The 25,231-nt window shown below is 71.0% G+C and carries 24 protein-coding genes and 1 riboswitch; of the genes, 12 read left to right on the forward strand and 12 right to left on the reverse strand.

Annotated elements, in window-relative coordinates; genetic code table 11:
• Window positions 1–167 precede the first annotated feature (167 nt).
• From ACSMXV_RS12920 to ACSMXV_RS12935, 4 genes are all read left to right on the forward strand, one after another.
• Window positions 168–1,037 (forward strand): ATP-binding cassette domain-containing protein, encoded by an 870-nt coding sequence (locus ACSMXV_RS12920; protein WP_473177779.1) that lies wholly within the window; start codon window positions 168–170, stop codon window positions 1,035–1,037.
• Entirely contained in the window at window positions 1,009–3,165 is a 2,157-nt protein-coding gene (locus tag ACSMXV_RS12925; protein WP_473177780.1) for a YhgE/Pip family protein, read from the forward strand. The genes ACSMXV_RS12920 and ACSMXV_RS12925 overlap by 29 nt, the downstream gene beginning before the upstream one ends.
• A gap of 29 nt (window positions 3,166–3,194) precedes the next feature.
• The gene (locus ACSMXV_RS12930; protein WP_473178915.1) at window positions 3,195–3,866 is read left to right on the forward strand and encodes a TetR/AcrR family transcriptional regulator; all 672 of its coding nucleotides are present in this window, start codon (window positions 3,195–3,197) and stop codon (window positions 3,864–3,866) included.
• 486 nt (window positions 3,867–4,352) lie between these two features.
• Complete coding sequence (locus tag ACSMXV_RS12935) at window positions 4,353–5,858, forward strand: phytoene desaturase family protein (protein ID WP_473177781.1); 1,506 nt, start codon at window positions 4,353–4,355, stop codon at window positions 5,856–5,858.
• A gap of 75 nt (window positions 5,859–5,933) precedes the next feature.
• On the opposite strand, the gene ACSMXV_RS12940 is transcribed toward ACSMXV_RS12935, so the two are convergent.
• The 6 genes from ACSMXV_RS12940 to ACSMXV_RS12965 all read right to left on the reverse strand — a co-directional run bounded on the left by ACSMXV_RS12940 (window position 5,934) and on the right by ACSMXV_RS12965 (window position 11,026).
• On the reverse strand, window positions 5,934–6,866 hold the full coding sequence (locus ACSMXV_RS12940) for an SCO2102 family sporulation regulator (protein WP_473177782.1): 933 nt from the start codon (window positions 6,864–6,866) through the stop codon (window positions 5,934–5,936).
• Window positions 6,867–6,911: 45 nt separating this feature from the next.
• On the reverse strand, window positions 6,912–7,832 hold the full coding sequence (metF, locus tag ACSMXV_RS12945; protein ID WP_473177783.1) for a methylenetetrahydrofolate reductase [NAD(P)H]: 921 nt from the start codon (window positions 7,830–7,832) through the stop codon (window positions 6,912–6,914).
• A gap of 155 nt (window positions 7,833–7,987) precedes the next feature.
• Entirely contained in the window at window positions 7,988–8,683 is a 696-nt protein-coding gene (gene thiE / locus ACSMXV_RS12950) for a thiamine phosphate synthase (protein WP_473177784.1), read from the reverse strand.
• Between the two features lie 91 nt (window positions 8,684–8,774).
• On the reverse strand, window positions 8,775–9,140 hold the full coding sequence (locus ACSMXV_RS12955; protein WP_181659548.1) for a helix-turn-helix domain-containing protein: 366 nt from the start codon (window positions 9,138–9,140) through the stop codon (window positions 8,775–8,777).
• Between the two features lie 214 nt (window positions 9,141–9,354).
• A complete protein-coding gene (locus tag ACSMXV_RS12960) occupies window positions 9,355–10,617 on the reverse strand; it encodes an NAD(P)/FAD-dependent oxidoreductase (RefSeq protein WP_473177785.1) in 1,263 nt (420 codons plus the stop codon).
• Window positions 10,618–10,645: 28 nt separating this feature from the next.
• A complete protein-coding gene (locus tag ACSMXV_RS12965; RefSeq protein WP_473177786.1) occupies window positions 10,646–11,026 on the reverse strand; it encodes an avidin-fold protein in 381 nt (126 codons plus the stop codon).
• Window positions 11,027–11,073: 47 nt separating this feature from the next.
• A riboswitch (TPP riboswitch) is annotated at window positions 11,074–11,187 on the forward strand.
• Here ACSMXV_RS12965 and thiO point away from each other — a divergent pair.
• The 5 genes from thiO (at window position 11,185) to ACSMXV_RS12990 (ending at window position 16,675) form a co-directional block, all read left to right on the forward strand.
• Window positions 11,185–12,486, forward strand: coding sequence for a glycine oxidase ThiO (gene thiO / locus ACSMXV_RS12970; protein ID WP_473177787.1), 1,302 nt, complete (start codon window positions 11,185–11,187; stop codon window positions 12,484–12,486). (Overlaps the previous riboswitch by 3 nt.)
• Window positions 12,483–12,707, forward strand: coding sequence for a sulfur carrier protein ThiS (gene thiS / locus ACSMXV_RS12975; protein WP_473177788.1), 225 nt, complete (start codon window positions 12,483–12,485; stop codon window positions 12,705–12,707). The genes thiO and thiS overlap by 4 nt, the downstream gene beginning before the upstream one ends.
• 8 nt (window positions 12,708–12,715) lie before the next feature.
• On the forward strand, window positions 12,716–13,510 hold the full coding sequence (locus tag ACSMXV_RS12980; protein ID WP_473177789.1) for a thiazole synthase: 795 nt from the start codon (window positions 12,716–12,718) through the stop codon (window positions 13,508–13,510).
• Between the two features lie 129 nt (window positions 13,511–13,639).
• The gene (pknB, locus tag ACSMXV_RS12985) at window positions 13,640–15,577 is read left to right on the forward strand and encodes a Stk1 family PASTA domain-containing Ser/Thr kinase (protein ID WP_473177790.1); all 1,938 of its coding nucleotides are present in this window, start codon (window positions 13,640–13,642) and stop codon (window positions 15,575–15,577) included.
• Window positions 15,578–15,808: 231 nt separating this feature from the next.
• The gene (locus ACSMXV_RS12990) at window positions 15,809–16,675 is read left to right on the forward strand and encodes a deoxyribonuclease IV (RefSeq protein ID WP_473177791.1); all 867 of its coding nucleotides are present in this window, start codon (window positions 15,809–15,811) and stop codon (window positions 16,673–16,675) included.
• Window positions 16,676–16,787: 112 nt separating this feature from the next.
• On the opposite strand, the gene ACSMXV_RS12995 is transcribed toward ACSMXV_RS12990, so the two are convergent.
• Window positions 16,788–17,420, reverse strand: coding sequence for a sulfite oxidase-like oxidoreductase (locus ACSMXV_RS12995; RefSeq protein WP_181862296.1), 633 nt, complete (start codon window positions 17,418–17,420; stop codon window positions 16,788–16,790).
• Between the two features lie 158 nt (window positions 17,421–17,578).
• Between ACSMXV_RS12995 and bfr the strand changes: the two genes are divergently transcribed.
• Window positions 17,579–18,061: a bacterioferritin gene (gene bfr / locus ACSMXV_RS13000; protein WP_473177792.1), complete on the forward strand. Its 483-nt coding sequence runs from the start codon at window positions 17,579–17,581 to the stop codon at window positions 18,059–18,061.
• A 114-nt stretch (window positions 18,062–18,175) separates the two neighbouring features.
• Here bfr and ACSMXV_RS13005 read toward each other — a convergent pair whose 3' ends face one another.
• Together ACSMXV_RS13005 and ACSMXV_RS13010 are read right to left on the reverse strand one after the other, a co-directional pair.
• Window positions 18,176–18,424, reverse strand: a complete 249-nt coding sequence (locus tag ACSMXV_RS13005) for a (2Fe-2S)-binding protein (RefSeq protein ID WP_473177793.1) — start codon at window positions 18,422–18,424, stop codon at window positions 18,176–18,178.
• Window positions 18,425–18,607: 183 nt separating this feature from the next.
• Window positions 18,608–19,960 (reverse strand): class II 3-deoxy-7-phosphoheptulonate synthase, encoded by a 1,353-nt coding sequence (locus ACSMXV_RS13010; protein WP_181862299.1) that lies wholly within the window; start codon window positions 19,958–19,960, stop codon window positions 18,608–18,610.
• Between the two features lie 254 nt (window positions 19,961–20,214).
• On the opposite strand from ACSMXV_RS13010, the gene ACSMXV_RS13015 reads away from it, so the two are divergent.
• Window positions 20,215–20,271, forward strand: coding sequence for a trp operon leader peptide (locus ACSMXV_RS13015; protein ID WP_220276866.1), 57 nt, complete (start codon window positions 20,215–20,217; stop codon window positions 20,269–20,271).
• Between the two features lie 101 nt (window positions 20,272–20,372).
• Window positions 20,373–22,313, forward strand: a complete 1,941-nt coding sequence (locus tag ACSMXV_RS13020) for an anthranilate synthase family protein (protein WP_473177794.1) — start codon at window positions 20,373–20,375, stop codon at window positions 22,311–22,313.
• Here ACSMXV_RS13020 and ACSMXV_RS13025 read toward each other — a convergent pair.
• From ACSMXV_RS13025 to ACSMXV_RS13035, 3 genes are all read right to left on the reverse strand, one after another.
• Window positions 22,256–23,260 (reverse strand): 2-hydroxyacid dehydrogenase, encoded by a 1,005-nt coding sequence (locus tag ACSMXV_RS13025; RefSeq protein ID WP_473177795.1) that lies wholly within the window; start codon window positions 23,258–23,260, stop codon window positions 22,256–22,258. The genes ACSMXV_RS13020 and ACSMXV_RS13025 overlap by 58 nt on opposite strands.
• 109 nt (window positions 23,261–23,369) lie before the next feature.
• Window positions 23,370–24,398, reverse strand: a complete 1,029-nt coding sequence (locus ACSMXV_RS13030; RefSeq protein WP_473177796.1) for a 6-phosphofructokinase — start codon at window positions 24,396–24,398, stop codon at window positions 23,370–23,372.
• A gap of 181 nt (window positions 24,399–24,579) precedes the next feature.
• The gene (locus tag ACSMXV_RS13035; RefSeq protein ID WP_473178916.1) at window positions 24,580–25,224 is read right to left on the reverse strand and encodes a response regulator; all 645 of its coding nucleotides are present in this window, start codon (window positions 25,222–25,224) and stop codon (window positions 24,580–24,582) included.
• Window positions 25,225–25,231: the final 7 nt, after the last annotated feature.

The raw sequence follows: 25,231 nt of genomic DNA on the forward strand, positions 1-25,231 counted from the left end.
AGTACGCCACTGACAATCGGCTCTGACCTGGGACTTTGCTTCGAAGACAGGTTCGGGCTAAGTTTTTGCACTGACCAGTCAGTTCAAAAAGGAGAAGGTTCAACGGCCTGGCGAACAGCCGGGTCGAAGAAGCCGGCCCAACGGGCACGGTTCGGGGAGGGGAATCCGTGGACGGTTCGCACGGCGTTGCCGTCAGTGCCCAAGGGCTCGGGCTTCGGGGCCCGCGCGGATGGGCGTTCCGCGGCGTCGGCATCGACGCGGAGCCCGGGTCGCTGATCGCGATCGAGGGCCCGTCCGGCTCCGGCCGCACCAGCCTGCTGCTCACGCTCACCGGACGCATGAAACCGACGGAGGGACGGGCGACCGTCGGTAGCTTCTTGCTGCCGAAGCAGATGACGGCGGTGCGGCGCATCAGCGCGCTCGGTCCTGTCCCCGGCGTCACCGATCTCGACCCTGCCCTGACCGTCGCGGAACACCTGCGCGAACGAGCCCTGCTGCAGCGCCGCTTCGACGGATCGCTGCGGGCGCTGCTTCGCCCGCGCGCGGAGAGGGCGGCCGAGGCGGGTCTGCGGATCGAGTCGGCGCTCTCGGCCGCCGGTCTCGACACCTCGGCTCTGCCCAAGGGTTCCCGCACGGCGGTACGGGATCTGGAGCGGCTGGAGGCGGTGCGGCTGTCGGTGGCGCTCGCGCTGATCGGCCACCCGCGCGTGCTGGGCGTCGACGACACGGACCTGAAGCTCTCGGACACGGAACGCGCCGAGGCCTGGGCGCTGCTGCAGTCGATCGCCGAGGCGGGGACCACGGTCGTGGCGGTGTGCAGCGAGGCCCCCGAGAACGTCCTGACGGTGTCCACGGCAGCCCGCACCGAGGATCCCGACGAAGCCGCGGACTCCCACGAAAGCGCGGACCCCGACGAAGGCGCGGACCCCGACGAAGCCGCAGGCCGCGACACAGCGACAGGCCCAGACACAGCCGCAGGCACAGACGAGGACGAGAAGGAGACGGCGGATGCGCTCGCCGAAGCTGGCCGCGCTTGAGCTCAGGCGCTTCGGCAGGGGGAGGCTTCCGCGCGCGGCCCTCGCGTCGCTGCTGCTGCTCCCCCTGCTGTATGGCGCGCTGTATCTGTGGTCGTTCTGGGATCCGTACAGCCGGCTTGACCGCATACCCGTGGCGCTCGTCAACGAGGACGAAGGGGCGACCGCCGCGGGCAAGAAGGTGGCGGCAGGCGACGAGATCGCCGAGCAGCTGCGGGACAGCGAAGTCTTCCAGTGGCACGAGGTGAGTGCCGCCGAGGCCCGCGCGGGCGTCGAGAACGGGACGTACTACCTGTCGCTGACGATGCCGTCCGACTTCAGCCGGCGCATCGCCTCCAGCGCCGCCACCGGCACCCACTCCGCCGATTCCACAACCGACGCCAACCCCGCCGATTCCGCCACCGGCTCCCGCTCCAGCCCCGGTCCGCAGACCGGCGCACTCCAGGTGCGTACGAACGACGCGAACAACTACATCGTCGGGCAGATCTCCCGGACGGTCTTCTCCGAGGTGCGCTCGGCGGCCTCCACCAGCGCCTCGCGGTCGTTCCTCGACGGGATCTTCATCTCGTTCTCGGACATCCATGACGCGACCGAGAAGGCCGCAGAGGGAGCCGACGAGCTCAAGGGCGGCATCGGCAAGGCGAAGAAGGGTGCGGAGGATCTCGCGGACGGGCTGAAGGACGCCAAGGACGGCAGCTCCGAGCTGGCCGAGGGCGTCAGTCAGCTCGACAGGAGCGCGGGTGATCTCGAGGTCGGTTCGCAGCAGGTCGCGGAGGGCACGCAGAAGCTGGCCGACAAGGTCAACAAGGCGGCGGACCAGGTCCGTCCGTTCCTCGAGGACAACGGAAAGACGATCGCGGACACCGCGCGGATCGTCGCGGACTCGGCGGGCGTGGTCCGCAGCCACCTGGACACGTTCGTCAGGACCGCGCCGCTCGCCGAGAAGGGCACCCGCGAGGCCTCCGCGACCCTGGACGCCGTCTATGAGAGGCGCTGCGAGAGGCCACTGGTGGCCGACCCGGCCTGCGGGGACCTGAGGAAGGCGAAGGACGCGGCGGCCGATGCGGCCGAGCTCGCCAAGGACGTCAACACGGTGGTGCAGGGCTACGACGGCGACATCGCCGCCCTCGACAAGGACCTCGCGACGCTGCAGAGGCAGGCCAACGCGCTCGCCAAAGCGGCACCGCACCTCGACGAAGACCTCGACACGGCCGTAGCCAAGATCAACGAGCTCAACGAGGGAGCCGCCAGGGTCGCCAAGGGCGCCGCGGCACTGCACTCCGGCCTGACCACCGCAAAGTCCGGCTCCGCCGAGCTCGACGCGGGCGTCGGCGAGCTGACGACGGGCGCGAGCGACCTCGACGGCGGCCTGTTCAGGCTCGCCGACGGCTCCGGAGAACTCGCCGGCGGCCTCCACGACGGCGCGGACCAGATCCCGGACTACGACAAGCAGGACCGCGACCGGCGCACCGAGGTCATGGCCGACCCGGTCCAGCTCGCCTCCCAGTCGCTCCACAAGGCGCCCAACTACGGCACCGGCTTCGCCCCGTACTTCATCCCGCTGTCCCTCTGGGTCGGCGCGATGGTGGCGTACATGCTGATCCAGCCCCTCAACCGGCGCGCGCTCGCCGCGGGCGCCTCCGCGTGGCGCATCGCGCTCGCGGGCTGGCTGCCGGTGGCCGCGCTGGGCGTCCTGCAGACGGCCGCCCTGATGGCGGTCCTGCACTGGGGACTGGGCCTGGAGATGGTACGGGCGGCTGGGACCGTCGGCTTCCTGTGCCTGGTGACGGGGTGTTTCGCGGCGATCGTGCAGTGGTTGAACGCACGCTTCGGGGCCGCCGGGCGCATCCTCGTACTGGCTCTGCTGATGCTGCAGCTGACGTCAGCGGGCGGCACGTACCCCGTGCAGACCAGCCCGCAGTTCTTCGGCGCTGTCCATCCCTTCCTGCCGATGACCTACGTCGTCGAGGCGCTCAGGCGGCTCATCACGGGTGGTGGCCTTGGCCCCGTCTGGGAGGCGTGCGCCGTGCTCGCGGCGTTCACGGCGGGCGCCCTCGCTCTCACCGCGGTCTCGGCGCGACGCAGGCAGGTCTGGACGCTGGACCGGCTGCACCCGGAGCTGAGCCTGTGACAATCAGGTCCATGGAAAGCAGCAAGGCCATGGACGGCGATAGCGGCAGCGCCGTGGACGGCAGCAGAGCCACGGGGGGCGGCAAGGCCGTGGACGGCGGCGGCACACGGCGCCAGGCGACCCGGCAGAAGCTCTACGAGTCCGCCGTGAGCCTCATCGCCGAGCAGGGCTTCTCGGCGACCACCGTGGACGAGATCGCCGAGCGGGCCGGGGTCGCCAAGGGCACGGTCTACTACAACTTCGCGAGCAAGTCGGTCCTCTTCGAGGAGCTGCTGCGGCACGGCGTGGGACTCCTCACCGCCTCCCTGCGGGAGGCGGCCGAGAGGACCGCGAAGGACGGCGGCAGCAAGGTCGACGCACTGGACGCGATGGTCCGCGCCGGACTCGTCTTCATCGACCGCTATCCGGCCTTCACCCAGCTGTACGTCGCCGAGCTGTGGCGCACCAACCGGGCCTGGCAGTCCACGCTCATGGTGCTCCGCCAGGAGGCCGTCGCGGTGGTGGAACGGGTGCTGCACGACGGCGTCGACAGCGGCGAGCTGAGCGAGGAGATCGACGTCCCGCTGACGGCGGCAGCGCTGTTCGGGATGGTGCTGGTGGCGGCGCTGGACTGGAAGGCGTTCCAGCCGGAGCGCTCGCTCGACGATGTGCACGCCGCACTGTCCCGGCTGCTGCAGGGGCGCGTGGCCGGAGGGCGCTGAGCCGGCGTCGTACATCACAAGAAGCGCGGCGGTACAAAAAGCGCGCCGGTCCGGCGCGGCCTCATCCCCCTTGAGGCCTCACCGGACCGGCGCATCCCCGTGGTCCCCCGTCCCCGTTCCCCCGCCGGTTTCCCCCGTCCCCCGTCCCCGTCCTGCCTTCGGCAGGAGGAGCGGCCAAGGGCGCCGCACCGTTCCGCCGCCCCGTGTCGGCGGTCCGGCGCCGGCGCCCCTTTCCGTGCCCTAACTCTTCCGTCTGCGCAGGTCGCACCCCATCCGCATACCTACTCAACTCGCCGCCTAGGTACGGATACTCAGACATGTGTGCTCATCCTCAGGAGCGAGCGTCGCCTGCTGGTGACGATCGCGTCCGTTCCCGTACTCGCCCGGCGCCGGGTGGCGCCCTCGGCCGCCGGGCGGGACCCGGGGAGCGGCACTCCCGGTGGCTGCCGGACGGGACTGTCAGTGGGGGCCGATAAAGTCCCTGACATGGCACGGATTGCGGTGATCGGCGCTGGGATGGGCGCCATGGCGGCTGCTGCCCGGCTGGCCGTCGCAGGCCACCGGGTGGTGGTGTACGAGCGCGCGGCGACGTACGGCGGGGCGCTGGGCCGTGTCGAACGCGACGGCTTCGCCTTCGACACGGGCCCTGGCCTGCTGCAGCTGCCCGCGGTGTTCCGGGATCTGTTCCTCAAGACGGGCAAGGAGCCCCTGGAGCGGTGCGTCGAGCTGTCCCAGGTCGAGCCCGCGGTGCGGCATGTCTTCGCGGACGGCACGGAGGTGTCCCTGCCGAACGCGTCACGCGCGGGCGTACGCGAGGCGCTGGACGCCGCGCTCGGCGGGGGCGCGGGGGCGCGCTGGGCGGCGTTCATGAACCGTGCCCGTGAGGCCTGGGACCGCTCCCGCCGCCCGCTGCTCGAAGAGCCGCTGTGGCCGAACTGGCAGGTCCTGGCGGAGCGGGAGCCGTATCCGGCAGCAGTGCAGCGGCGCCTGCTGCGCAGGGACCGGGTGGCGACGACGCTCACGGAGGTCGCCGAGCTGGAGATGGGCGGCGAGCCGCGGCTGCGCGCGCTGCTGGAGCACTATGCCCTGGCGTACGGCATGGACCCGCGGACCACGCCGCCGAGCGCGGCCGTCCTGCCCTACATGGAGCAGACCTTCGGCGCCTGGTCCGTGCGCGGAGGGCTGAGGGCGCTGGCGGATGCGGTGTACGAGCGGTGCCTGACCCGGGGGGTGGAGTTCCGCTTCGGCGCGGAAGTGACCCGGATCGTCGAGAAGGACGGCCGCGCGGCGGGCGTGGAGCTGTCCGATCAGTCGGCCGAGGACGCCGCTTTCGTGGTCGCGGGCGTCGCGCCTGGGGTGCTGGACGGCCTGCTGCCCGGGCCCCCGATCCGCACGACGGGCGAGGTCCCGTCGCAGGCGAAGGCCGGGCTGCCCAGCCGGCTGACCGTGCTGCTCGCCCTGCGAGGCGGCCGTCCCGAGGACACTCCGTACCGGACGGTGGTGCACGCGGGCGACCGTCAGGACGAGCTCGACCGCCTCTTCGGACCGCGGCCTGCCGTCGCGGTCTCGCCGTCCGTGACAGTGCTGCGCCCGGGCGACCCCGCGCTGGTGCCCGACGCGGAGCACGAGGCCGTGACGCTGACCGTCACGGTCCCGGCGCGCGCGGAGGTCTCGGAGGCCGACGTGGAGCGGGTGCTGACGGTCGGCGAACGGGCCGTGCCCGGCCTGCGGGACCGGCTTCTGTGGCACGAGGTGCGCACCCCTGCGGACGTCGCGGCGGCCACGGGCGCCGACGGCGGCTCCGTCCCGGCGCCCGCGCTGGCCTCGTCCGGCGGCCGCCTGCTGCACCCGTCGAACAGCACACGCATACCGGGGCTGTTCGCGGTGGGCGGCTGGGCGCACCCGGGCGGCGGGCTGCCGCACGCAGGCATGTCGGGCGCGCTGGTCGCCGGACTCATCGTGGAGGGGCCGGACTTCCGCGGTTCGCAGTGAGACCAGGCGGCCCCGGGCACCCGTCGTGCGGAGCCACGGAGCCACGGAGCCACCGGTGGGCCGGTGGGCCCGGGCTCAGTAGCGGTACTGCTGTTGGTTGTACCCGGTGTCGTAGCCGCCCTGGTCCTGTTGCGGATAGCCCTGTTCCGGCGGGAGTTCACCGCCGTACGGCTGCTGGTCGCCGTCGCGCTGCTGGGGCACCCACACACCGCCGGGAGGCGTCTCCCCGCCGTATGCGGGAGCCGCGTACGGATCCTGGGTGTAACCGCCCTGTCCGTACTGCTGGCCGTATGCGTCGTACTGCTGCTGGCCGCCGTACGTGCCCGTCGCGGCGTACGGGTCGGTGTACCCGTCGTACTGCTGCTGGCCGCCGTACCCGTCGTACTGCTGCTGGCCGTATCCGGCGTAGCCGTCGTAGCCGTAGCCCGCGTTCTGCTGCGCGGACGCGGCGGGCTCGTACACCGGGTCGCTGTACACGCCGTACTGCCCGGTGTCGTCGGGCATCGGCTGCGGCTCGTACACGGCGGGTCCGTCGCCCTGGCGGTACGTTCCCTCGCCCGGCTGCTGGTACGTTCCGTCGCCCGCGTACCCGTAGGCGAACGCGCCCTCGTCCGCCTGTGCACGGGCCTGGGCGTCGGCCTCCGCGTACGCGTAGCCGGGCCTGGCGGACTCACCCTCCTCGAGGCCGGACACCTCGAGCGTCGGCTCCTGGCGGGACGGCGGCTCCGCCTCGCGGCGCCTGCTCATACCCGGTACGCCGCCCAGCGCCCAGCCGGTCGAGAAGCCGCGGCGGAACGAGAGCGTGACGTACGTCTGCCCGACGGCGAAGGCGGCCGCCCCGATCCCGATGACCACCACCGAGGGCATCAGCACACCGAGGACGACCCCGAGGAAGCCGACGAAGGCGAGCAGCCGCCAGCGAAGCCGTGCCTTGTACTGCAGCAGCACCTCGCCGAGCAACCACAGCGCGACGATGCCGAATGCGATGTAGAGGACCGTCCAGCCCATGTACGCCCCTCTCCTGCGGCCGCCGCCCCTCTGGATGCGGCCGGTCTAGGCCTGTGGGTGGTGCAGGCCCAGATTCTCGTAGATCTCCAGCGTCGCCGTGGAGTTGTTGAGGGTGATGAAGTGCAGTCCTGGAACGCCTTCGCTCAACAGCCTCGCGCAGAACTCCGTTGCGAACTCAATGCCAATGGAGCGTACAGCGGCCGGATCGTCTTTTGCTGTGAGGATCCGCTCTTTCAGAGAGTCCGGGATGGCCGCGTTGCTGAGCTGCGGCAGCCGTTCGAGCTGCTTCACGCTGGTGACGGGCATGACCTCCGGGATGATGGGGGTCGTGCAGCCGGCGGCCTCGACCCGGTCCCGCAGGCGCAGATAGGACTCGGGCTGGAAGAACATCTGTGTGATCGCGTAGTCGGCGCCGGCGCGGCACTTGTCGATGAAGTGCTGTACGTCCGTGTCCTCGTCCGCCGACCGCGGGTGCATCTCGGGGAAGGCCGCGACGCCCACGCAGAAGTCGCCGGATTCCTTGATCAGCCGCACGAGTTCGGCCGCGTAGGTCAGGCCCTGCGGGTGCGGGATCCAGTCGCCCATGGGGTCGCCGGGCGGGTCGCCGCGGACCGCGAGCATGTTCCGGATCCCGGCGTCGGCGTACTGCCCGATGATGTTGCGCAGCTCCGCGACGGAGTGGCTGACCGCGGTGAGGTGGGCCACCGGGGTGAGTGTGGAGTCGGCGGCGATCTGCTCGGTCGCCTTCACCGTGCCGGCGCGCGTGGAGCCGCCGGCACCGTAGGTGACGGAGACGAAACTGGGTGCGACGGCCTCGATACGGCGCAGCGCGTTCCACAGGTTCCGCTCGCCCTTCGGGGTCTTCGGCGCCCAGAACTCGAAGGAGTACGTGGTTTTGCCGGTGGCGAGCATGTCGCGCACGGTTCGTGCGCGATCAGTCCTGGTGGAGGCAGTTCCGAGGGCCATACTCGCAGGTTAGCCAGGCACTGGCGGTCCCCCAACCAGAGCAGGGTAAATTGCCCTTTTTGCCGGACTGTTGTCCACGTATCGGACGGCGGGCGCAGATCAGCCAATCCGATGACGCCGATCGATCATTTCGCCAATCGATCACGGGGCGTCGGTCAGGCCGCCCTCAGTCGCTTCGCGAACTCCGCCGCCGCTGCCGCCGGGTCGTCGGCCTCGGTGATCGCGCGGACGACCACGACGCGGCTGGCGCCGGCTTCGAGCACCTCGTCCAGGTTGCCCAGATCGATCCCGCCGATGGCGAACCACGGCCGGTCCGTGCCGAGTGCCGCCGTGTAACGCACCAGGTCAAGGCCGGGTGCATGGCGGCCGGGTTTGGTGGGCGTCGGCCAGCACGGGCCCGTGCAGAAGTAGTCCACTCCGTCCTGGACGGCGGCCGCCGCGGCCTCCGGCTCGGCGTGGGTGGAGCGGCCGATGAGTACGCGGTCGCCGAGGATCGCACGGGCCGCGGGCACGGGCAGGTCGCCCTGGCCCAGATGCAGCACGTCGGAGCCGATGGCGTGCGCGACGTCCGCACGGTCGTTCACGGCGAGCAGCCTGCCGTGCCGCTGGCAGGCGTCGGCGAAGACGGCGAGGTGCTCGAGCTCCTCACCGGCCTCCATGCCCTTGTCGCGCAGCTGCACGATGTCGACGCCGTTCTCGAGGACGGCGTCGAGGAACTCCGGGAGGTCCCCCTGCCGCTTGCGCGCGTCGGTGCAGAGGTAGACCCGCGCGTCGGCGAGCTGCGCCCGCAGGGCGGCCGGGGGGTCGGTGGCCGGGGCCGTGGCTGGGCGAGCGGTGTCGTTCTTGGGCATACGTGTCCCCCGGTGGCGACGTGGCGGCGTTGCGGCGATCGATCTGGGTGGCCGCGGGCTCCCGAGCGCCGGGCTCGGGAGCCCCTGGATGTCAGACGGCGAGCGCCTGCGCGCGGCGCTTCACCTCGGTGCCACGGTTCTCGCTCAGCGCCTGGGCAGGCGTGCCGGGCAGGCTCGGGTCCGGGGTGAAGAGCCACTCGAGCATCTCTTCGTCTGTGAAGCCGTCGTCCCTCAGGAGCGTCAGGGTGCCGGTCAGGCCCTTGACGACCTTGTCGCCGTCGATGAAGGCGGCAGGCACATGCAGTGCCCGGTTCTCACCGCGGCGCACCGCGATCAGCTGGCCCTCCTTGACCAGCTGCCGGACACGCGTCACCTCGACACCGATCCTTTCGGCGATGTCGGGGAGAGTGAGCCATGCGGGGACGAGAGCATCGATCTTTGCGTCAATCTCGGTCACGGGACAAGCCTGCCATCCCCGACTGACAGTCGGAAGCCAGGCGCCTCCCGGCGGGGGGCCGCCGGGCCGGCGGGACTCGCTTTTGACCGGGGCGCACGGCGCGCCGCGCTGCCCTGCCGACGTGGGCGCGTCGCCCGCCACGGGCGGGGTGGCGCCTGCACGCGGGCGCCACCCCACAACGCGCGAAGTCGGCCGTTGCCGTACGCACACAGGTTCAAGCCGTCGCCGCCTTGAGCGGTCGGGACGGGTCCGACAGCAGCGTGGCGTCCATTCGGGTGCCCGCCTCGATGAGTCTGCGGCCCTGGGCCAGGTCGCGTGGGCGGCCCACCGCGAGGAGTGCGACGAGGCGCTCGTCGCGTAGCCAGCACACCGCCCAGGCCGCCCCGGAGGGATCACCCCGCCACACCATCGCGTCCGCGGCGGCGTGGTGCCCCGCGTACTGCACGAAACGCCCGAACTGCTCCGACCAGAAGTAGGGCACGGGGTCGTACGTCTCGGGGGTCTCCCCGATGATGTTGGCGGCCACGGTGCGCGGGCCCTGGAGGGCGTTGTCCCAGTGGTGGACCATGAGGCGCTCTTCGTACCTTCCCGAAGGGAAGGAGGAGCAGTCGCCGACCGCGTACACATCGGGCGCCGAGGTCCGCAGACGGTCGTCCGTCACGACCTCCCGGTGACTGCCGAGCTCGATCCCGGATCCCTCGAGCCACCGCGTGGCGGGCCGCGCGCCGATACCGACGACGACGGCGTCCGCGGGCAGCCGGGTTCCGTCCGCGAGGACGACCGTTCCGGGTTCGACGCGGTCCACGCGCGCGTGCGTGCGCAGATCCACACCGGCATCGGCGTACCACGCCACCATCGGCGCGGCGACCTCCGCGGGCAGCGCCCCCGCGAGCGGCCGGTCGGCGGCCTCGACCACGGTCACCGCGCAGCCCGCCTCCCGTGCGGCCGTGGCGAACTCCGCGCCGATCCAGCCCGCGCCGACGACCACGATGTCGTGCTGCTCGGCCAGTACGGGCCGCAGCCGCTCGGCGTCATCCAGCGTGCGCAGCAGATGGACACCCGGGACGCCCACCGCGCCGGGCAGCTGGATCGGTTCGGCACCGGTGGCCACGACCAGCACGTCGTACGGGACGGGCCCCTGCTCCGTGTCCAGCTCATGCTCGACCGGCCGCAGGCCGGTGACCTCGCGGCCCAGGTGCAGTGCGAGGCCGAGCGCCTCGAAGTCGACGTCGAAGGCCGACCCCTCGGCCTTGCCCAGCAGCACGGCCTTGGACAGGGGCGGCCGGTCGTACGGCTGGTGCGGTTCCGCGCCGATCAGCGTGATCTCGCCGGCGAAGCCCTGCTCGCGCAGCGCAACAGCGGTGTGTACGCCGGCCATGCCCGCGCCGACGATGACGACGCGGCGCTCCGCCTGCCCGGAACTCCCGCCCGGGGCGTCCTGTGTTGTCCGGCTGCCCGCCGGGGTCTGCTCGTTCACCCGATCACCATAATCAACTGACGTTCTGTCAGTCAGTGGGCGTGGAGGACATCAGCCTGGAGGGTATCTGCTCCACGACGCTCGTCCCGCTGCCGTTCTGCGACTCCCACTCCCAGGACTCCTCCAGCCGCACCCTGCCGTCCGCCAACTCGACGACGGTCGACACACAGTGACCCGAGGAGGTCGTACCGTCCCGCTTCAACTGCACATACCGGAAGTCGAGGCGGTCACCTTCTCGCGTACCCACGAGATGGCCGCGCACGACATCGCCGCCCGCATACTCGGCCCAGACCTCCCCGTCCTTCTCGTGGTACGTGAACCGGGTCCGCGTACCGACCTGACCCGGCGCCTGGTCGGCTACCGGAGCGAGGACGAGACCGTCGAGGGACCGTACGGACGGGCGGTGCATGGGCGAAGGCTCCCTTACTGAGGTGCGGGACGAAGGGCTAGGGTGGCCACCGTACTCGCGGGAGCCCGGACGTACCGGGCTGAGAGGGAGGCTGGGACGGCCTCCGACCGTACGAACCTGATCCGGGTCATGCCGGCGAAGGGAGGGGCTCGACGCCCATGCCAGCACGCGATGTGCGCAATTCACCCGATTCAGCACCGATCGCTTCCGGTCCCGATTCTCCGATCCGTCCGGGTTCCTCACCCGACGTCCTTGTGGTCGGCGGCGGCATCATCGGGCTCGTCACTGCGTGGCGGGCCGCGCAACGCGGGCTGTCCACCGCCGTCGTGGACCCCGAGCCGGGCGGCGGGGCCGCCCAGGTGGCCGCGGGCATGCTCGCCGCCGTCACCGAACTGCACTACGGCGAGCAGACGCTGCTCGGCCTCAACCTCGAATCCGCGCGCCGCTATCCGGACTTCGCCGCGGAGCTCACCGAGGCGACCGGACAGGACCTCGGCTACCGCCGGTCCGGCACGCTCGCCGTCGCGCTGGACGCCGACGACCGCGCCCACCTCCGGGAACTGCACGCACTGCAGCGCCAGTGCGACCTCGAGTCGGAATGGCTCACCGGGCGCGAGTGCCGACGCCTGGAGCCGATGCTCGCGCCGGGCGTGCGCGGGGGGCTCAGGGTCGACGGCGACCACCAGGTCGATCCGCGGCGCCTCGCCAAGGCGCTGGTGGCGGCCTGCGAGCGGGCCGGGGTGACCTTCCACCGGCTCTGGGCGGACCGCCTGACGGTGGTACGCGACCGGGCCGCAGGAGTCGTCCTCGACGACGGCACCCGCCTCACCGCCGGCCAGGTGGTCCTCGCCGGGGGAAGCCTCAGCGGCAGACTCGACGGCGTCCCCGACGACGTACTGCCGCCCGTGCGACCCGTGAAGGGCCAGGTACTGCGGCTGGCCGTGCCGCGGCAGTACGCGCCGTTCCTGAGCCGCACGGTGCGCGCCGTCGTCCGCGGCGGCCAGGTCTATCTGGTGCCGCGTGAGAACGGCGAGCTCGTCGTGGGCGCCACCAGCGAGGAGCTCGGCTGGGACACGACGGTGACCGCGGGCGGCGTGTACGAGCTGCTGCGCGACGCCCACGAGCTGGTGCCCGGCATCACCGAGCTGCCGCTCACGGAGACGCGCGCCGGACTGCGGCCCGGCTCACCGGACAACGCGCCGCTGCTCGGCCCGACGGCCCTGCCCGGCCTGCTGCTGGCCACCGGCCACCACCGCAACGGCGTGCTGCTCACACCGGTCACCGGCGATGTGCTGGCGCACGCCCTGACGACCGGCGAACTGCCCGAAGAGGCACGCCCCTTCACCCCCGCCCGTTTCGGCCCGGCGCTCACCGCCCACACGGCGCGCAGTGCACTCACAGAGCCGACCCCTCAGCCGGCCACAGAGCCGGCCGCCACCTTCACGGAGCAGCCCGCATGAGCCGCCCGGTCAGCATGTCGATCAGCATCTCGGTCAACGGCGAGCCGCGGGAGGTCCCCGCGGGCACCGCACTCGGCACACTCGTCGCGACGCTCACCACCGCACCGTCCGGGGTCGCCGCGGCGCTCAACGAAACCGTCGTCCCGCGCGCGGAGTGGCCCACGGCCGCGCTCACCGAAGGGGACCGCATCGAGGTCCTCACCGCAGTCCAGGGAGGCTGAGCAGACTCATGGCAGACGACCCCTTCGTCATCGGCGGGCTGTCCCTCTCCTCCCGCCTGATCATGGGCACCGGCGGCGCGCCCAGCCTCGACGTGCTGGAACGGGCCCTCGTCGCGTCCGGAACGGAGCTGACGACGGTCGCCATGCGCCGTGTCGACCCGGGCGTCCAGGGCTCGGTGCTCTCCGTCCTCGACCGCCTCGGCATCCGCGTACTGCCGAACACAGCGGGCTGCTTCACCGCCGGAGAGGCCGTACTGACCGCCCGCCTCGCGCGTGAGGCCCTCGGCACCGATCTGGTCAAACTTGAGGTCATCGCGGACGAGCGCACACTGCTGCCCGACCCCATCGAGCTTCTGGACGCAGCCGAGACGCTCGTCGACGACGGCTTCACGGTCCTGCCGTACACGAACGACGACCCCGTCCTCGCGCAGAAGCTCGAGGACGTCGGCTGCGCGGCGATCATGCCGCTCGGTTCGCCCATCGGGTCCGGTCTCGGCATCCGCAATCCGCACAACTTCCAGCTGATCGTTGAGCACGCGCGCGTGCCGGTGATTCTGGACGCGGGCGCGGGCACGGCGTCGGACGTCGCGCTGGCGATGGAGCTGGGATGCGCGGGTGTGATGCTCGCCTCAGCCGTCACGCGTGCGCAGGAGCCGGTGCTCATGGCCGAGGCCATGCGGCATGCGGTCGAGGCGGGGCGACTGGCGCGGCGGGCGGGGCGGATTCCGCGGCGGCACTTCGCCGAGGCGTCCTCTCCCACGGAGGGTCTGGCCCGGCTGGACCCGGAGCGGCCGGCGTTCTGACACCGGTGCGCCCGGCGTTCCAGGGACGGCGGGAACCTCCGGTGGCAAGGGTCACAGCTCTGCTGCATTCCCTGCCCGGAATTCCCGCGGCGGACGGCGGTGACAGTCCCGGCTCGTACACTCGCCTCCGTGGACACGACCCTTCAGGACCCCCTCGTCGGGCAGATGCTCGACGGGCGGTACCGCATCGACGCCCGTATCGCGGTCGGCGGGATGGCCACGGTCTACCGGGCCGTGGACACCCGCCTCGACCGTGTCCTCGCGCTCAAGGTGATGCACCCTGCGCTGGCCGCGGACGGGTCGTTCGTCGAGCGCTTCATCCGTGAGGCGAAGTCGGTGGCGCGCCTCTCGCACCCCAATGTGGTGGGCGTCTACGACCAGGGCACGGACGGCGGCTACGTCTACCTGGCGATGGAGTACGTGGCCGGGTGCACCCTGCGTGACGTGCTGCGCGAGCGCGGGGCGCTGCAGCCGCGGGCCGCGCTGGACATCCTGGAGCCGGTGCTGGCCGCGCTGGGCGCCGCCCACCGCGCCGGGTTCGTCCATCGCGACATGAAGCCGGAGAACGTCCTGATAGGGGACGACGGCCGGGTCAAGGTCGCCGACTTCGGTCTCGTACGGGCCGTGGACACCGTGACCAGCACCACCGGCGCCGTCCTCGGCACCGTCTCGTATCTCGCGCCGGAGCAGATCGAGCACGGCACCGCGGACCCGCGCGTCGACGTGTACGCGTGCGGTGTCGTCCTCTACGAGATGCTGACGGGCGGCAAGCCGCACTCCGGCGAGTCCCCGGCCCAGGTGCTCTACCAGCACCTCAACGAGGACGTGCCGCCGCCGTCGGCCGCCGTGCCGGGCCTGCCCTACGCGCTCGACGAGCTCGTGGCGTCCGCGACCGCCCGTACGCCCGGTGTGCGCCCGCAGGACGCGGTGGCGCTGCTGGCCGCCGTCAGGGAGGCGCGGGCCGGGCTCACCGGCGAACAGCTGGACGCGGTGCCGCCGGGGGCCCGCGGCGATGGGCACGACGGGCGTGACATCTCCGGGGACCGTACGAGCGTGGTTCCCCGCGGGCTGTCCATGCCGCGGCCGCTGCCCGTCCATGACGACGCCCCTGACGAAGCCGTGCTCAACCGCACGAGCCGGTTCGAGTCCCCGCCTCCTGCTCCTCCGCGGCGCCCGAGGCGCGACCGGCGCGGCATGTTCGCGGTGATCGCCGCGGTGCTGCTGGCGCTGGGGCTCGGTGCCGGCGTCTGGTACATCAACTCCGGCCAGTTCACGAAGGTGCCGCCGCTGCTGGCGAAGACCGAGGCCCAGGCAAGGCAGCAGCTCGCGGACGCCGGACTCGAGGTGAACGGCGTCAAGCGCCGGTACAGCGACACCGTCACGCGCGGCACCGTCATCAGCACCAACCCGGAGCCCGGGGCGCGCATCCGCCACAACGACGGCGTGACGCTGACGCTCTCACTGGGCCCGGAGACCGTGAAGGTCCCCGATCTGCAGGGCGTGACCCTGGCGAAGGCGAAGGCCGCGCTGAAGGACGCCGGTCTGGAGCCCGGCATGGTGACCAGAGCGTTCAGCGAGGAAGTCGGCAGGGGCTCCGTGATCGGTACGGACCCGGGGGCGGGCACGGTGCGCAGGGCCGGCTCGGCCGTCGCGCTGACCGTCAGCAGGGGCAGCCCGGTGGACGTGCCCGATGTCACGGGCGAGTCCGTCGAGGACGCGACCGCCGACCTGGAGGAGGAAGGCCTGAAGGTCAAGATCGCCTCCGTCCGGGTCAACTCCGAGTTCGACGCGGGCACGGTGGCCAGGCAGTCGCCGGCCGCGGACCGCCAGGTCGCGGAGGGCGACACGATCACCCTCACGATCTCCAAGGGCCCGGTGATGGTCGAGGTCCCCGACGTGGTGGGCGACAACGTCGACGACGCCCGGCAGAAGCTCGAGGACGCCGGGTTCGAGGTCGAGGAGGACCGGGGCCTGTTCGGGTTCTTCGGCGACACGGTGAGGAGTCAGTCGGTGGACGGCGGCGACGAGGCCCCGAAGGGGTCGACGATCACTCTCAAGGTCGGCTGACGGGCAAACGTTGCCTGCCGGGGCACTAAAGCGCTCCGCTGGCTGTGCCGATGTGCGGCTCCGCCGCGGGGCCGCGATGTGCCGTCGGTTCGCTGCAGCGCCGTCGTGGCTGGTCGCGCAGTTCCCCGCGCCCCTTCAGGGCGCTGCCGAACCGCAGCCGACTTCATCCGACCTGCTTAGGCCGCCCATCCGCTGCCGGAGCGCCCCCGGCCTCGTGACACCCTGAAGGGTGTGACAAGCCAGCAGTCCCGTAATCCCGTCGGCAGCCATGTCCCCGTGGCCGGCGGCCTCTCCACCATCGGTCTGTCGTACGCACGTGAGATCGGCGCCGAGACCGTCCAGGTCTTCGTCGCCAATCCGCGCGGCTGGGCGACGCCCGTCGGCAATCCGAGGCAGGACGAGGAGTTCCGCGGGGCGTGCGCCGCCGAGTCGATTCCCGCGTATGTGCACGCGCCGTATCTGATCAACTTCGGCTCGCACACCGAGGCGACCGTCGAGCGGTCCGTGGAGTCGCTGCGGCACTCACTGCGCCGCGGCCGCGAGATCGGCGCCCTGGGTGTCGTCGTGCACACCGGCTCGGCGACCGGCGGACGGGACCGCGCGGTCGCGCTCAAGCAGGTACGCGCACACATGCTGCCGCTGCTCGACGAGCTGACCGACGACGATCCGTACCTCCTGCTGGAGTCAACCGCAGGCCAGGGCGCCTCGCTGTGCTCCCGCACCTGGGACTTCGGCCCGTACTTCGAGGCTCTCGACGCCCACCCGAAGCTCGGCGTCTGCCTGGACACCTGCCACATCTTCGCGGCGGGCCACGACCTGACCGGCCCCAGCGGGATGAGGCAGACTCTCGACCTCCTGGTCGACACGGTCGGCGAGGGGCGTCTCCGGCTCATCCACGCCAATGACTCCAAGGATGTGGTGGGCGCGCACAAGGACCGTCACGAGAACATCGGCAGCGGCCACATAGGCGAGGACCCGTTCCGCGAGCTGTTCAGCCATCCCGCGACCCAGGGCGTACCGCTGATCATCGAGACACCGGGCCGCAAGGAGGGCCACGCGGCGGACGTGGCGCGCCTGAAGAAACTCAGGGACGGCTGACGCCCGCCTGCCGGCAGTGAGGCTCAGGGCGGGGGGCTTCACAGCGGGAAGGCTTCACAGCGGGAGCGTTCACAGCGGGGGGTTCACAGCGGGGGGGTTCACAGCAGGAAGCTCAGAGCTCGGGCCCGTCCCCGGGCTCTTCCTGGTACGAGTAGCGCTGCTCACGCCAGGGGTCGCCGATGTTGTGGTAGCCGCGCTCCTCCCAGAAGCCGCGCCGGTCGGCGGTCATGTACTCGACGCCGCGGACCCACTTGGGGCCCTTCCAGGCGTACAGATGGGGCACGATGAGCCGCAGCGGAAAGCCGTGCTCGGCGGTGAGGAGCTCGCCGTCCTTGTGGGTGGCGAAGATCGTCCGGTCCGACATGAAGTCGGACAGGCGCAGATTCGAACTGAAGCCGTACTCGGCCCAGACCATCACATGGGTGACATGGGGCGCGGGCGGCGCGAGCTCCAGGATCGTCATGGCACGGACGCCGCCCCATTCTGCGCCGAGCATGCTGAACTTCGTGACGCAGTGCAGATCGGCCATGACCGTGGAGTACGGCAGGGCCGAGAACTCCTCGTGCGTCCAGCAGTGCTTGTCCCCGTCGGCGGTGGCGCCGAAGACCCGGAAATCCCAGCGCTCCGGCCGGAACTTGGGTACGGGACCGTAGTGCGTGACCGGCCAGCCCTTCTGCAGTCGCTGTCCCGGCGGCAGCTCGGACTGCACTGCTTCCCGAGATTCGCGACCCGAAGGATGACCCATGCCTCCATCCTGACAGACCGGAGGGAGTGCAATTGACCGGCCCCGCACCGATTCGGGCAACTCCTACTAAGCGTGCACTTACTGGACGATCTACCGCGCCGGTGCAAGGATGCGCGCCATCTGCACTGCCAGTCACGCATGTGGAAGGAGCCTCTGCGATGCAGGGCGACCCCGAGGTCATCGAATTCCTGAACGAGCAGCTGACCGGCGAGCTCACGGCGATCAACCAGTACTTCCTGCACGCGAAGATGCAGGAGAACTACGGGTGGACGAAGCTCGCCAAGTACACCCGCGCCGAGTCGTTCGACGAGATGCGGCACGCGGAGGTACTCACCGACCGGATCATCTTTCTCGAAGGCCTCCCCAACTACCAGCGGCTCTTCCATGTCCGCGTGGGGCAGACCGTCACCGAGATGTTCCAGGCCGACCGACAGGTCGAGGTGGAGGCGATCGACCGCCTCAAGCGCGGGATCGAGGTGATGCGCTCCAAGGGCGACATCACGTCTGCGAACATCTTCGAGTCGATCCTCGCGGACGAGGAGCACCACATCGACTATCTGGACACGCAGCTGGACCTGGTGGACAAGCTCGGCGAGGCGCTCTACATCGCGCAGGTCATCGAGCAGCCGGACGAGAGCTAGCCGGGCAGTCGGACGAGGGCCGGCCGACAGTCGGCGAGAGCTGGCCCACGGACCGAGCGGTAATGCAGCAGAAAGGCTTCTGCGGGGCCGCGCCAGGCCGGCTGAGCAGGGCGGCTACGCCGCGCCCTCGAGCTCCGGCTCCGTGGTCAGTGCGGCGACGCCCATGCCCTGGTCCACCAGCTCGCGACGGGGGCATGCGCCCCGGCCGAGCAGTGCCTGGATGCGGCGTACGCAGGAGCCGCAGTCCGTGCCCGCCTTGCAGGCCGACGCTATCTGGCGGGGGGTGCAGGCACCGTCCTCCGCGTGCTTCCTCACCTGCGCCTCGGTCACACCGAAGCAGTTGCAGACGTACACGCGGTTCACCTCCCCGGTGATGCTCGGGATCGTTCGTAGCGCCGTCCCGATTCGTCGGTGAGGCTAACCTAACCTTACCCGGGACGTCGAGGGCGTAAAAGCCCCGGACGCACCGGTGGGGCGCGGATCACATGGATCCGCGCCCCACCTTCATGCGCAGAGGCATGCGTAGAGGCATGCGCAGAGGACCGCTTACTGGTCCCGGTACATCTCGGCGACCAGGAAGGCCAGGTCAAGCGACTGGCTGCGGTTCAGCCGCGGGTCGCAGGCCGTCTCGTAGCGCTGGTGCAGGTCGTCGACGAAGATCTCGTCGCCGCCGCCCACGCACTCGGTGACGTCGTCGCCGGTCAGCTCCACGTGGATGCCGCCCGGGTGGGTGCCCAGCGCCTTGTGGACCTCGAAGAAGCCCTTGACCTCGTCGAGCACGTCGTCGAAGCGCCGGGTCTTGTGGCCGGAGGCCGCCTCGAACGTGTTGCCGTGCATCGGGTCGGTCACCCAGGCCACCACGGCACCCGAGGCCGTGACCTTCTCGACCAGCTCCGGCAGCCGGTCGCGGATCTTGTCCGCGCCCATCCGCACGATGAAGGTCAGGCGACCCGGCTCGCGCTCGGGGTCGAGGCGCTCGATGTACTGCAGCGCCTCCTCGGCCGTCGTGGTCGGGCCGAGCTTGATGCCGATCGGGTTGCGGATCTTCGACGCGAACTCGATGTGCGCCCCGTCCAGCTGGCGGGTGCGCTCACCGATCCAGACCATGTGGCCCGAGACGTCGTAGAGGTTGCCGGTGCGTGAGTCGACGCGGGTCAGCGCGGACTCGTAGTCGAGCAGCAGGGCCTCGTGCGAGGAGTAGAACTCGACGGTCTTGAACTCCTCCGGGTCCGTGCCGCAGGCACGCATGAAGTTCAGCGCGTTGTCGATCTCGCGCGCCAGCTGCTCGTAGCGCTGGCCCGAGGGAGACGACTTCACGAAGTCCTGGTTCCAGGCGTGCACCTGGCGCAGGTCGGCGTAGCCGCCGGTGGTGAAGGCGCGCACCAGGTTCAGCGTCGATGCGGAGGCGTTGTACATCCGCTTCAGCCGCTGGGGGTCCGGGACGCGGGCCTCCTCGGTGAAGTCGAAGCCGTTGACGGAGTCGCCGCGGTACGTCGGCAGGGTCACGCCGTCGCGGGTCTCGGTCGGCTTGGAGCGCGGCTTGGAGTACTGGCCGGCGATCCGGCCGACCTTCACGACCGGCACGGAAGCGGCGTACGTCAGCACGGCGCCCATCTGGAGCAGCGTCTTCAGCTTGTTGCGGATGTGGTCGGCGGACACGCCGTCGAAGGCCTCAGCGCAGTCGCCGCCCTGGAGGAGGAACGCCTCGCCCCTGGCGACGGCTCCCATCCGGGCGCGCAGCTGGTCGCACTCGCCTGCGAAGACGAGCGGCGGATACGACTCGAGCTCCGCGACGACGTCGCGCAGAGCCTCGGCATCGGGGTACTCGGGCTGCTGCGCCGCGGGAAGGTCTCGCCAGGTGTTGCCACCGGCAGCGGTGGACTTAGCGTTCACGGTCACGTCCCCCACATTACGGGGTCGTGTCGGGCACCCCCGAGCCCGCTCACCAAGTGAGACGGTGCGCGCTCGTTCGACGACGCCCGTGGCGAGGGGTCCAGGGCCCCGACCTGCGGGTACGGGAGGCCCCTGCCCACACGCGTGGTGGTGGAGGGGCCAGTCGCGTCCCGCAGTGTGAGCCGCAGTTGCGTGCGGCTTGTGCCTTGGCCCCTGTTTTGAGGGCCCACCGCTCCCCGTCTTCGGGTAGGGTGCCGGGCATGTTCGCGCACACGATCCAGAACTGGTGGTGGACCGCTCACTCGGCGGCCCACTGACTGCGCGTACTCGAAGACTCGCGAAGGCCGCCCGAGGGGCGGCCTTCGGTGTTTCCACAGGCCGTTCCTCCCAGCACCCGCCCTAGGGAAGGAACCCCGCCGTGGACCTGCACAGACTGCTCGACGACGACTGCCCGCCCTTCGCCCTGCTGCGCCGCCGCACGCCGGGGCGTGCCGCCGGCGACTCGGACACGGTCGAGGTGCTGCTCGGCCCCGTCCGCGAGGTCGAGCGCCTCGCCGACATTCCCGTGGGCGACCGGCCGTCGCTCGCGCTCGTCCCCTTCCGGCAGATCCGGGAGCGCGGCTTCGACGTGACGGACGACGGCACCCCGCTCGCGGTGCTGACCGCCGAGGAGACGTACGAACTGCCGCTCGCCGAGGCCCTGTTGCGGCTGCCCGCCCATGACGTACGGGTCGAGGGCGGTGCCTTCGACGTGGCCGACGAGGAGTACGCGGAGATCGTCGGCCGGGTGCTGCGCGAGGAGATCGGGCAGGGCGAGGGCGCGAACTTCGTCATCCGGCGGACGTACGAGGGTGAGATCCCGGGCTTCACCAGGGCCGATGCCCTCGCGCTGTTCCGGCGGCTGCTGGTCGGCGAGCGCGGCGCGTACTGGACGTTCGTCGTGCACACCGGCGACCGCATCCTGGTCGGGGCCAGCCCGGAGGTTCACGTGCGCATGTCCGGCGGGACGGTCGTGATGAACCCGATCAGCGGGACCTACCGCTACCCGGCCGAGGGGCCGACCGCCGAGGACCTGCTGGAGTTCCTGGCCGACGGCAAGGAGATCGAGGAGCTCTCGATGGTCGTCGACGAGGAGCTCAAGATGATGTGCACGGTCGGCGACATGGGCGGTGTCGTCATCGGGCCGCGGCTGAAGGAGATGGCCCATCTCGCGCACACCGAGTACGAGTTGAGGGGCAGGTCGTCGCTGGACGTCCGCGAGGTGCTGCGCGAGACCATGTTCGCGGCGACCGTCACCGGCTCGCCGGTGCAGAACGCGTGCCGTGTCATCGAGCGCCACGAGGTCGGCGGGCGCGGCTACTACGCGGGGGCCCTGGCCCTCGTCGGCCGGGACGCCGGCGGGGCCCAGACCCTCGACTCGCCCATCCTCATCCGTACCGCCGACATCGACCCCGCCGGGCGGCTGCGGGTCCCGGTCGGCGCGACGCTCGTGCGCGGCTCGGACCCGATGGGCGAGGTCGCCGAGACGCACGCCAAGGCGGCCGGGGTGCTGGCCGCTCTCGGGGTGCGTCCGGGCCGGCCGCGCGAGGAGCGGGAACGGCCGGGGCTGGCGGAGGACCCGCGCGTCCAGGCCGCGCTCGACGGCCGCCGGGCCGCGCTCGCGCCGTTCTGGCTGCGGATGCAGGGAAGGTCGGCGGCCCTGGAGGGCCATGCGCTGGTCGTGGACGGCGAGGACACGTTCACGGCGATGCTCGCGCATGTGCTGCGCGCCTCGGGCCTGGAGGTGACGGTGCGGCGGTACGACGAGCCGGGGCTGCGGGATGCGGTGCTCGCGCACGAGGGTCCGCTGGTGCTGGGACCCGGGCCCGGCGATCCGGGCGACACGGGCGACCCCAAGATGCGGTTCCTGCGGGCCCTCACCGCCGAGGTGATCGGGACCCACCGCCACGGAGTCCTGGGCGTCTGCCTCGGCCATGAGCTGATCGCGGCCGAGCTGGGCCTGGAGATCGTCCGGAAGGAGGTGCCGTACCAGGGCGCGCAGACGGACATCGATCTCTTCGGGCGCCGGGAGACCGTGGGCTTCTACAACAGCTTCGTGGCGGCGTGCGACGACGACGCGGCCCTGGAGCTGGCGGCGCACGGCGTCGAGGTCAGCCGGGACGCGGCCACGGGCGAGGTGCACGCGCTGCGCGGGCCACGTCGTGCCGGAGGCGCGCCGATGAACGCAGTCGTGGGGTTGCAGTTCCACCCCGAGTCCGTGCTGTCGCTGCGCGGGGCGGCGATCGTGCGTGAGCTGGTGGGTCAGCTCTTGGGGGCGGACGGCACCAGGACGTTGTCGGAGCGGCGGCCCGCCTTGTAGTCCAGGACGTTCTGCAGCGTGGTGTCGATGATCTGGCCGACGGCGTCGGATGTGTAGTACGCCTGGTGCGAGGTGACCAGGACGTTCGGGAAGGTCACGAGGCGGGCCAGGGTGTCGTCCACGACGATCTCCAGGGACTTGTCGAGGAAGAACAGCCCTGCCTCCGCCTCGTACACATCGAGGCCGACGCCCGTGAAGCGGCCCTTGCGCAGCTCGTCGACGAGGGCCCGGGAGTCGATGAGGCCGCCGCGGCTGGAGTTCACCAGGATCGCGTCGTCCTTCATGTTCTTCAGGGCCGTCGCGTCGATGACGTTCTGGGTCGCGGGGAGCAGCGGTACGTGCAGGCTGATCAGGTCGGCCTCGGCGAAGAGCCGCTCCTTCTCGACGTAGTTCATGCCGAGCTCGACGCAGGCGGGGTTCTCGACGACGTCCCAGCCGAGCAGGTTCATGCCGAAGCCGTGGGCGATCCGAGTGAAGGCCTCGCCGATCTTGCCGGTGCCGAGCACTCCGACGGTGCGGCCGTGCATGTCGCGGCCCATCAGGCCGTCGAGCCGGAAGTCGAAATCGCGGGTGCGGGTGGAGGCGCGGACGATCCGCCGGTTGATCGCCATCGCCAGCGACCAGGCGAACTCCGCGACCGAGTACGGCGAGTAGTACGAGACCCGGGCCACGGTGATGCCGAGGCGCTCGGCGACCTCCAGGTCGATGTTGTTGAAGCCGGTGGAGCGCTGGGCGACCATCCGCGTTCCACCGGCGGCGAGCGTGTCCAGGACGCGGCCGCTCAGGTCGGCGTTGACGCTCGTGGAGATGATCTCGTGGCCCGCCGCGATGGGGGCGGTGTCCTCGTTGAGGAAGACATCGAGGCACCGGATGTCGTCATGACCCGCGAATGCCTTCTCGATCAGCGGCTTCTCATCGGACTGCACTCCGAAGGCAATGATCTGCACGGCTTCTCCCGTCTTACTGGGCTATGGGCCGATTGCTGGGCTATGGGCCGACATCGCGAATATACGACCCATAGCCCGGCCGTGCCGTGCGGGGAGAGAGCGCCCCAGGTCAGCCGAAGAACACCCCGACCTCCTCGTACAGCTTCGGGTCCACCGTCTTCAGCTTGGCCGTGGCCTCCGAGAGCGGTACGCGGACGATGTCCGTGCCGCGGAGGGCGACCATCTTGCCGAAGTCGCCGTCGCGCACCGCGTCGATCGCGTGCAGCCCGAAGCGGGTGGCGAGCCAGCGGTCGAAGGCGCTGGGGGTGCCGCCGCGCTGGACGTGGCCCAGCACTGTCGTACGGGCCTCCTTGCCGGTGCGCTGCTCGATCTCCTTCGCCAGCCACTCGCCGACGCCGGAGAGCCGGACGTGGCCGAAGGAGTCGAGCGAGCCGTCCTTGAGCACCATGTCGCCGTCCTTGGGCATCGCACCCTCGGCGACGACCACGATCGGTGCGTATGACGCCTTGAAGCGGGAGGTGACCCAGGCGCAGACCTGGTCGACGTCGAAGCGCTGCTCGGGGATGAGGATCACGTTGGCGCCGCCCGCGAGGCCGGAGTGGAGCGCGATCCAGCCCGCATGACGGCCCATGACCTCGACGACGAGCACGCGCATGTGCGACTCGGCCGTGGTGTGCAGGCGGTCGATCGCCTCGGTGGCGATGCCGACGGCCGTGTCGAAGCCGAAGGTGTAGTCGGTGGCGGACAGGTCGTTGTCGATGGTCTTCGGTACGCCCACGCAGTGGATGCCGTACTCGTCGGCGAGGCGCGCCGCGACCCCCAGGGTGTCCTCGCCGCCGATCGCGATCAGGGCCTCCACCTCGTGCTTGGCGAGGTTCTCCCGGATCCGGCGGATGCCGTTCTCCTCCTTGAGGGGGTTTGTGCGCGACGAGCCGAGGATGGTGCCGCCCCGGGGGAGGATGCCGCGCACCGCGGGGATGCCGAGCGGCATGGCGTCGCCCTCCAGCGGACCGCGCCAGCCGTCGCGGAAGCCGGTGAAGTCGTAGCCGTACTCCTGCACGCCCTTGCGGACGATGCCCCGGATGACGGCGTTGAGCCCGGGGCAGTCGCCGCCCCCGGTCAGTACTCCGACCCGCATGGAAATGTCCCTTCGCTCCGGTATGAGCCGATGCGGGTCACGCTAATGGTGATCCACGTCACTTCGGGACAGGGCGGAGGGTCAATTCCGGTGAATTATCGAGGGATTGATCGAGACCGTTTCACTCGAACGAGCGGCTGCCGGTGCGGGTGAGGTTGACGGGCTTGATGAGGGACGCGGTTCACTCGTCGTCGAGGCCGCGCTCTATCGCGTACCGGACGAGCTCGACGCGGTTGTGGAGTTGGAGCTTGCCGAGGGTGTTCTGCACGTGGTTCTGCACGGTGCGGTGCGATATGACGAGCCGTTCGGCGATCTGCTTGTAGCTCAGGCCCTTGGCGACCAGCCGCAGCACCTCGGTCTCGCGCTCGGTGAGCTGCGGCGCCTTGGGCTCGTCCGGGGCGGAGGGCGCGGGCTCGGATGCCAGCCTGCGGTACTCGCCGAGGACCAGGCCGGCGAGGCCGGGCGTGAAGACGGCGTCACCGACCGCCGTGCGGCGCACCGCGTCGATCAGCTCCTCCGTGGACGCCGACTTCAGCAGATAGCCCGTGGCACCGGACTTGACCGCCTCGAGGACGTCGGCGTGCTCGCCGCTCGCGGACAGGACGAGCACGCGCAGCGTCTTGTCGGTCCCGACGAGCTCCTTGCACACCTGGACGCCCGGCTTGCCCGGCAGGTTGAGGTCGAGCACGAGCACATGCGGCTCGACGGCGCGGGCGCGGCGCACGGCCTGCTCACCGTCGCCCGCCGTGGCGACCACGTCGAAGCCGGACTCGGTGAGATCGCGGGCGACGGCGTCCCGCCACATCGGGTGGTCGTCGACCACCATCACCTTG

It is taken from the genome of Streptomyces sp. DSM 42067 (assembly GCF_055792885.1).

What these genes read in the sequence shown, in the direction of transcription:
- thiE (WP_473177784.1), bottom strand. Translation starts at nt 8,683, where the DNA reads ATGCCCAAGAACGACACCGCTCGCCCAGCCACGGCCCCGGCCACCGAC.
- ACSMXV_RS12980 (WP_473177789.1), top strand. Translation starts at nt 12,716, where the DNA reads ATGGCAGACGACCCCTTCGTCATCGGCGGGCTGTCCCTCTCCTCCCGC.
- thiO (WP_473177787.1), top strand. Translation starts at nt 11,185, where the DNA reads ATGCCAGCACGCGATGTGCGCAATTCACCCGATTCAGCACCGATCGCT.
- ACSMXV_RS12925 (WP_473177780.1), top strand. Translation starts at nt 1,009, where the DNA reads ATGCGCTCGCCGAAGCTGGCCGCGCTTGAGCTCAGGCGCTTCGGCAGG.
- ACSMXV_RS12995 (WP_181862296.1), bottom strand. Translation starts at nt 17,420, where the DNA reads ATGGGTCATCCTTCGGGTCGCGAATCTCGGGAAGCAGTGCAGTCCGAG.
- ACSMXV_RS13035 (WP_473178916.1), bottom strand. Translation starts at nt 25,224, where the DNA reads ATGGTGGTCGACGACCACCCGATGTGGCGGGACGCCGTCGCCCGCGAT.
- metF (WP_473177783.1), bottom strand. Translation starts at nt 7,832, where the DNA reads ATGGCCCTCGGAACTGCCTCCACCAGGACTGATCGCGCACGAACCGTG.
- ACSMXV_RS12935 (WP_473177781.1), top strand. Translation starts at nt 4,353, where the DNA reads ATGGCACGGATTGCGGTGATCGGCGCTGGGATGGGCGCCATGGCGGCT.
- thiS (WP_473177788.1), top strand. Translation starts at nt 12,483, where the DNA reads ATGAGCCGCCCGGTCAGCATGTCGATCAGCATCTCGGTCAACGGCGAG.
- ACSMXV_RS12940 (WP_473177782.1), bottom strand. Translation starts at nt 6,866, where the DNA reads ATGGGCTGGACGGTCCTCTACATCGCATTCGGCATCGTCGCGCTGTGG.
- ACSMXV_RS12965 (WP_473177786.1), bottom strand. Translation starts at nt 11,026, where the DNA reads ATGCACCGCCCGTCCGTACGGTCCCTCGACGGTCTCGTCCTCGCTCCG.
- ACSMXV_RS12930 (WP_473178915.1), top strand. Translation starts at nt 3,195, where the DNA reads ATGGACGGCGATAGCGGCAGCGCCGTGGACGGCAGCAGAGCCACGGGG.
- ACSMXV_RS13030 (WP_473177796.1), bottom strand. Translation starts at nt 24,398, where the DNA reads ATGCGGGTCGGAGTACTGACCGGGGGCGGCGACTGCCCCGGGCTCAAC.
- bfr (WP_473177792.1), top strand. Translation starts at nt 17,579, where the DNA reads ATGCAGGGCGACCCCGAGGTCATCGAATTCCTGAACGAGCAGCTGACC.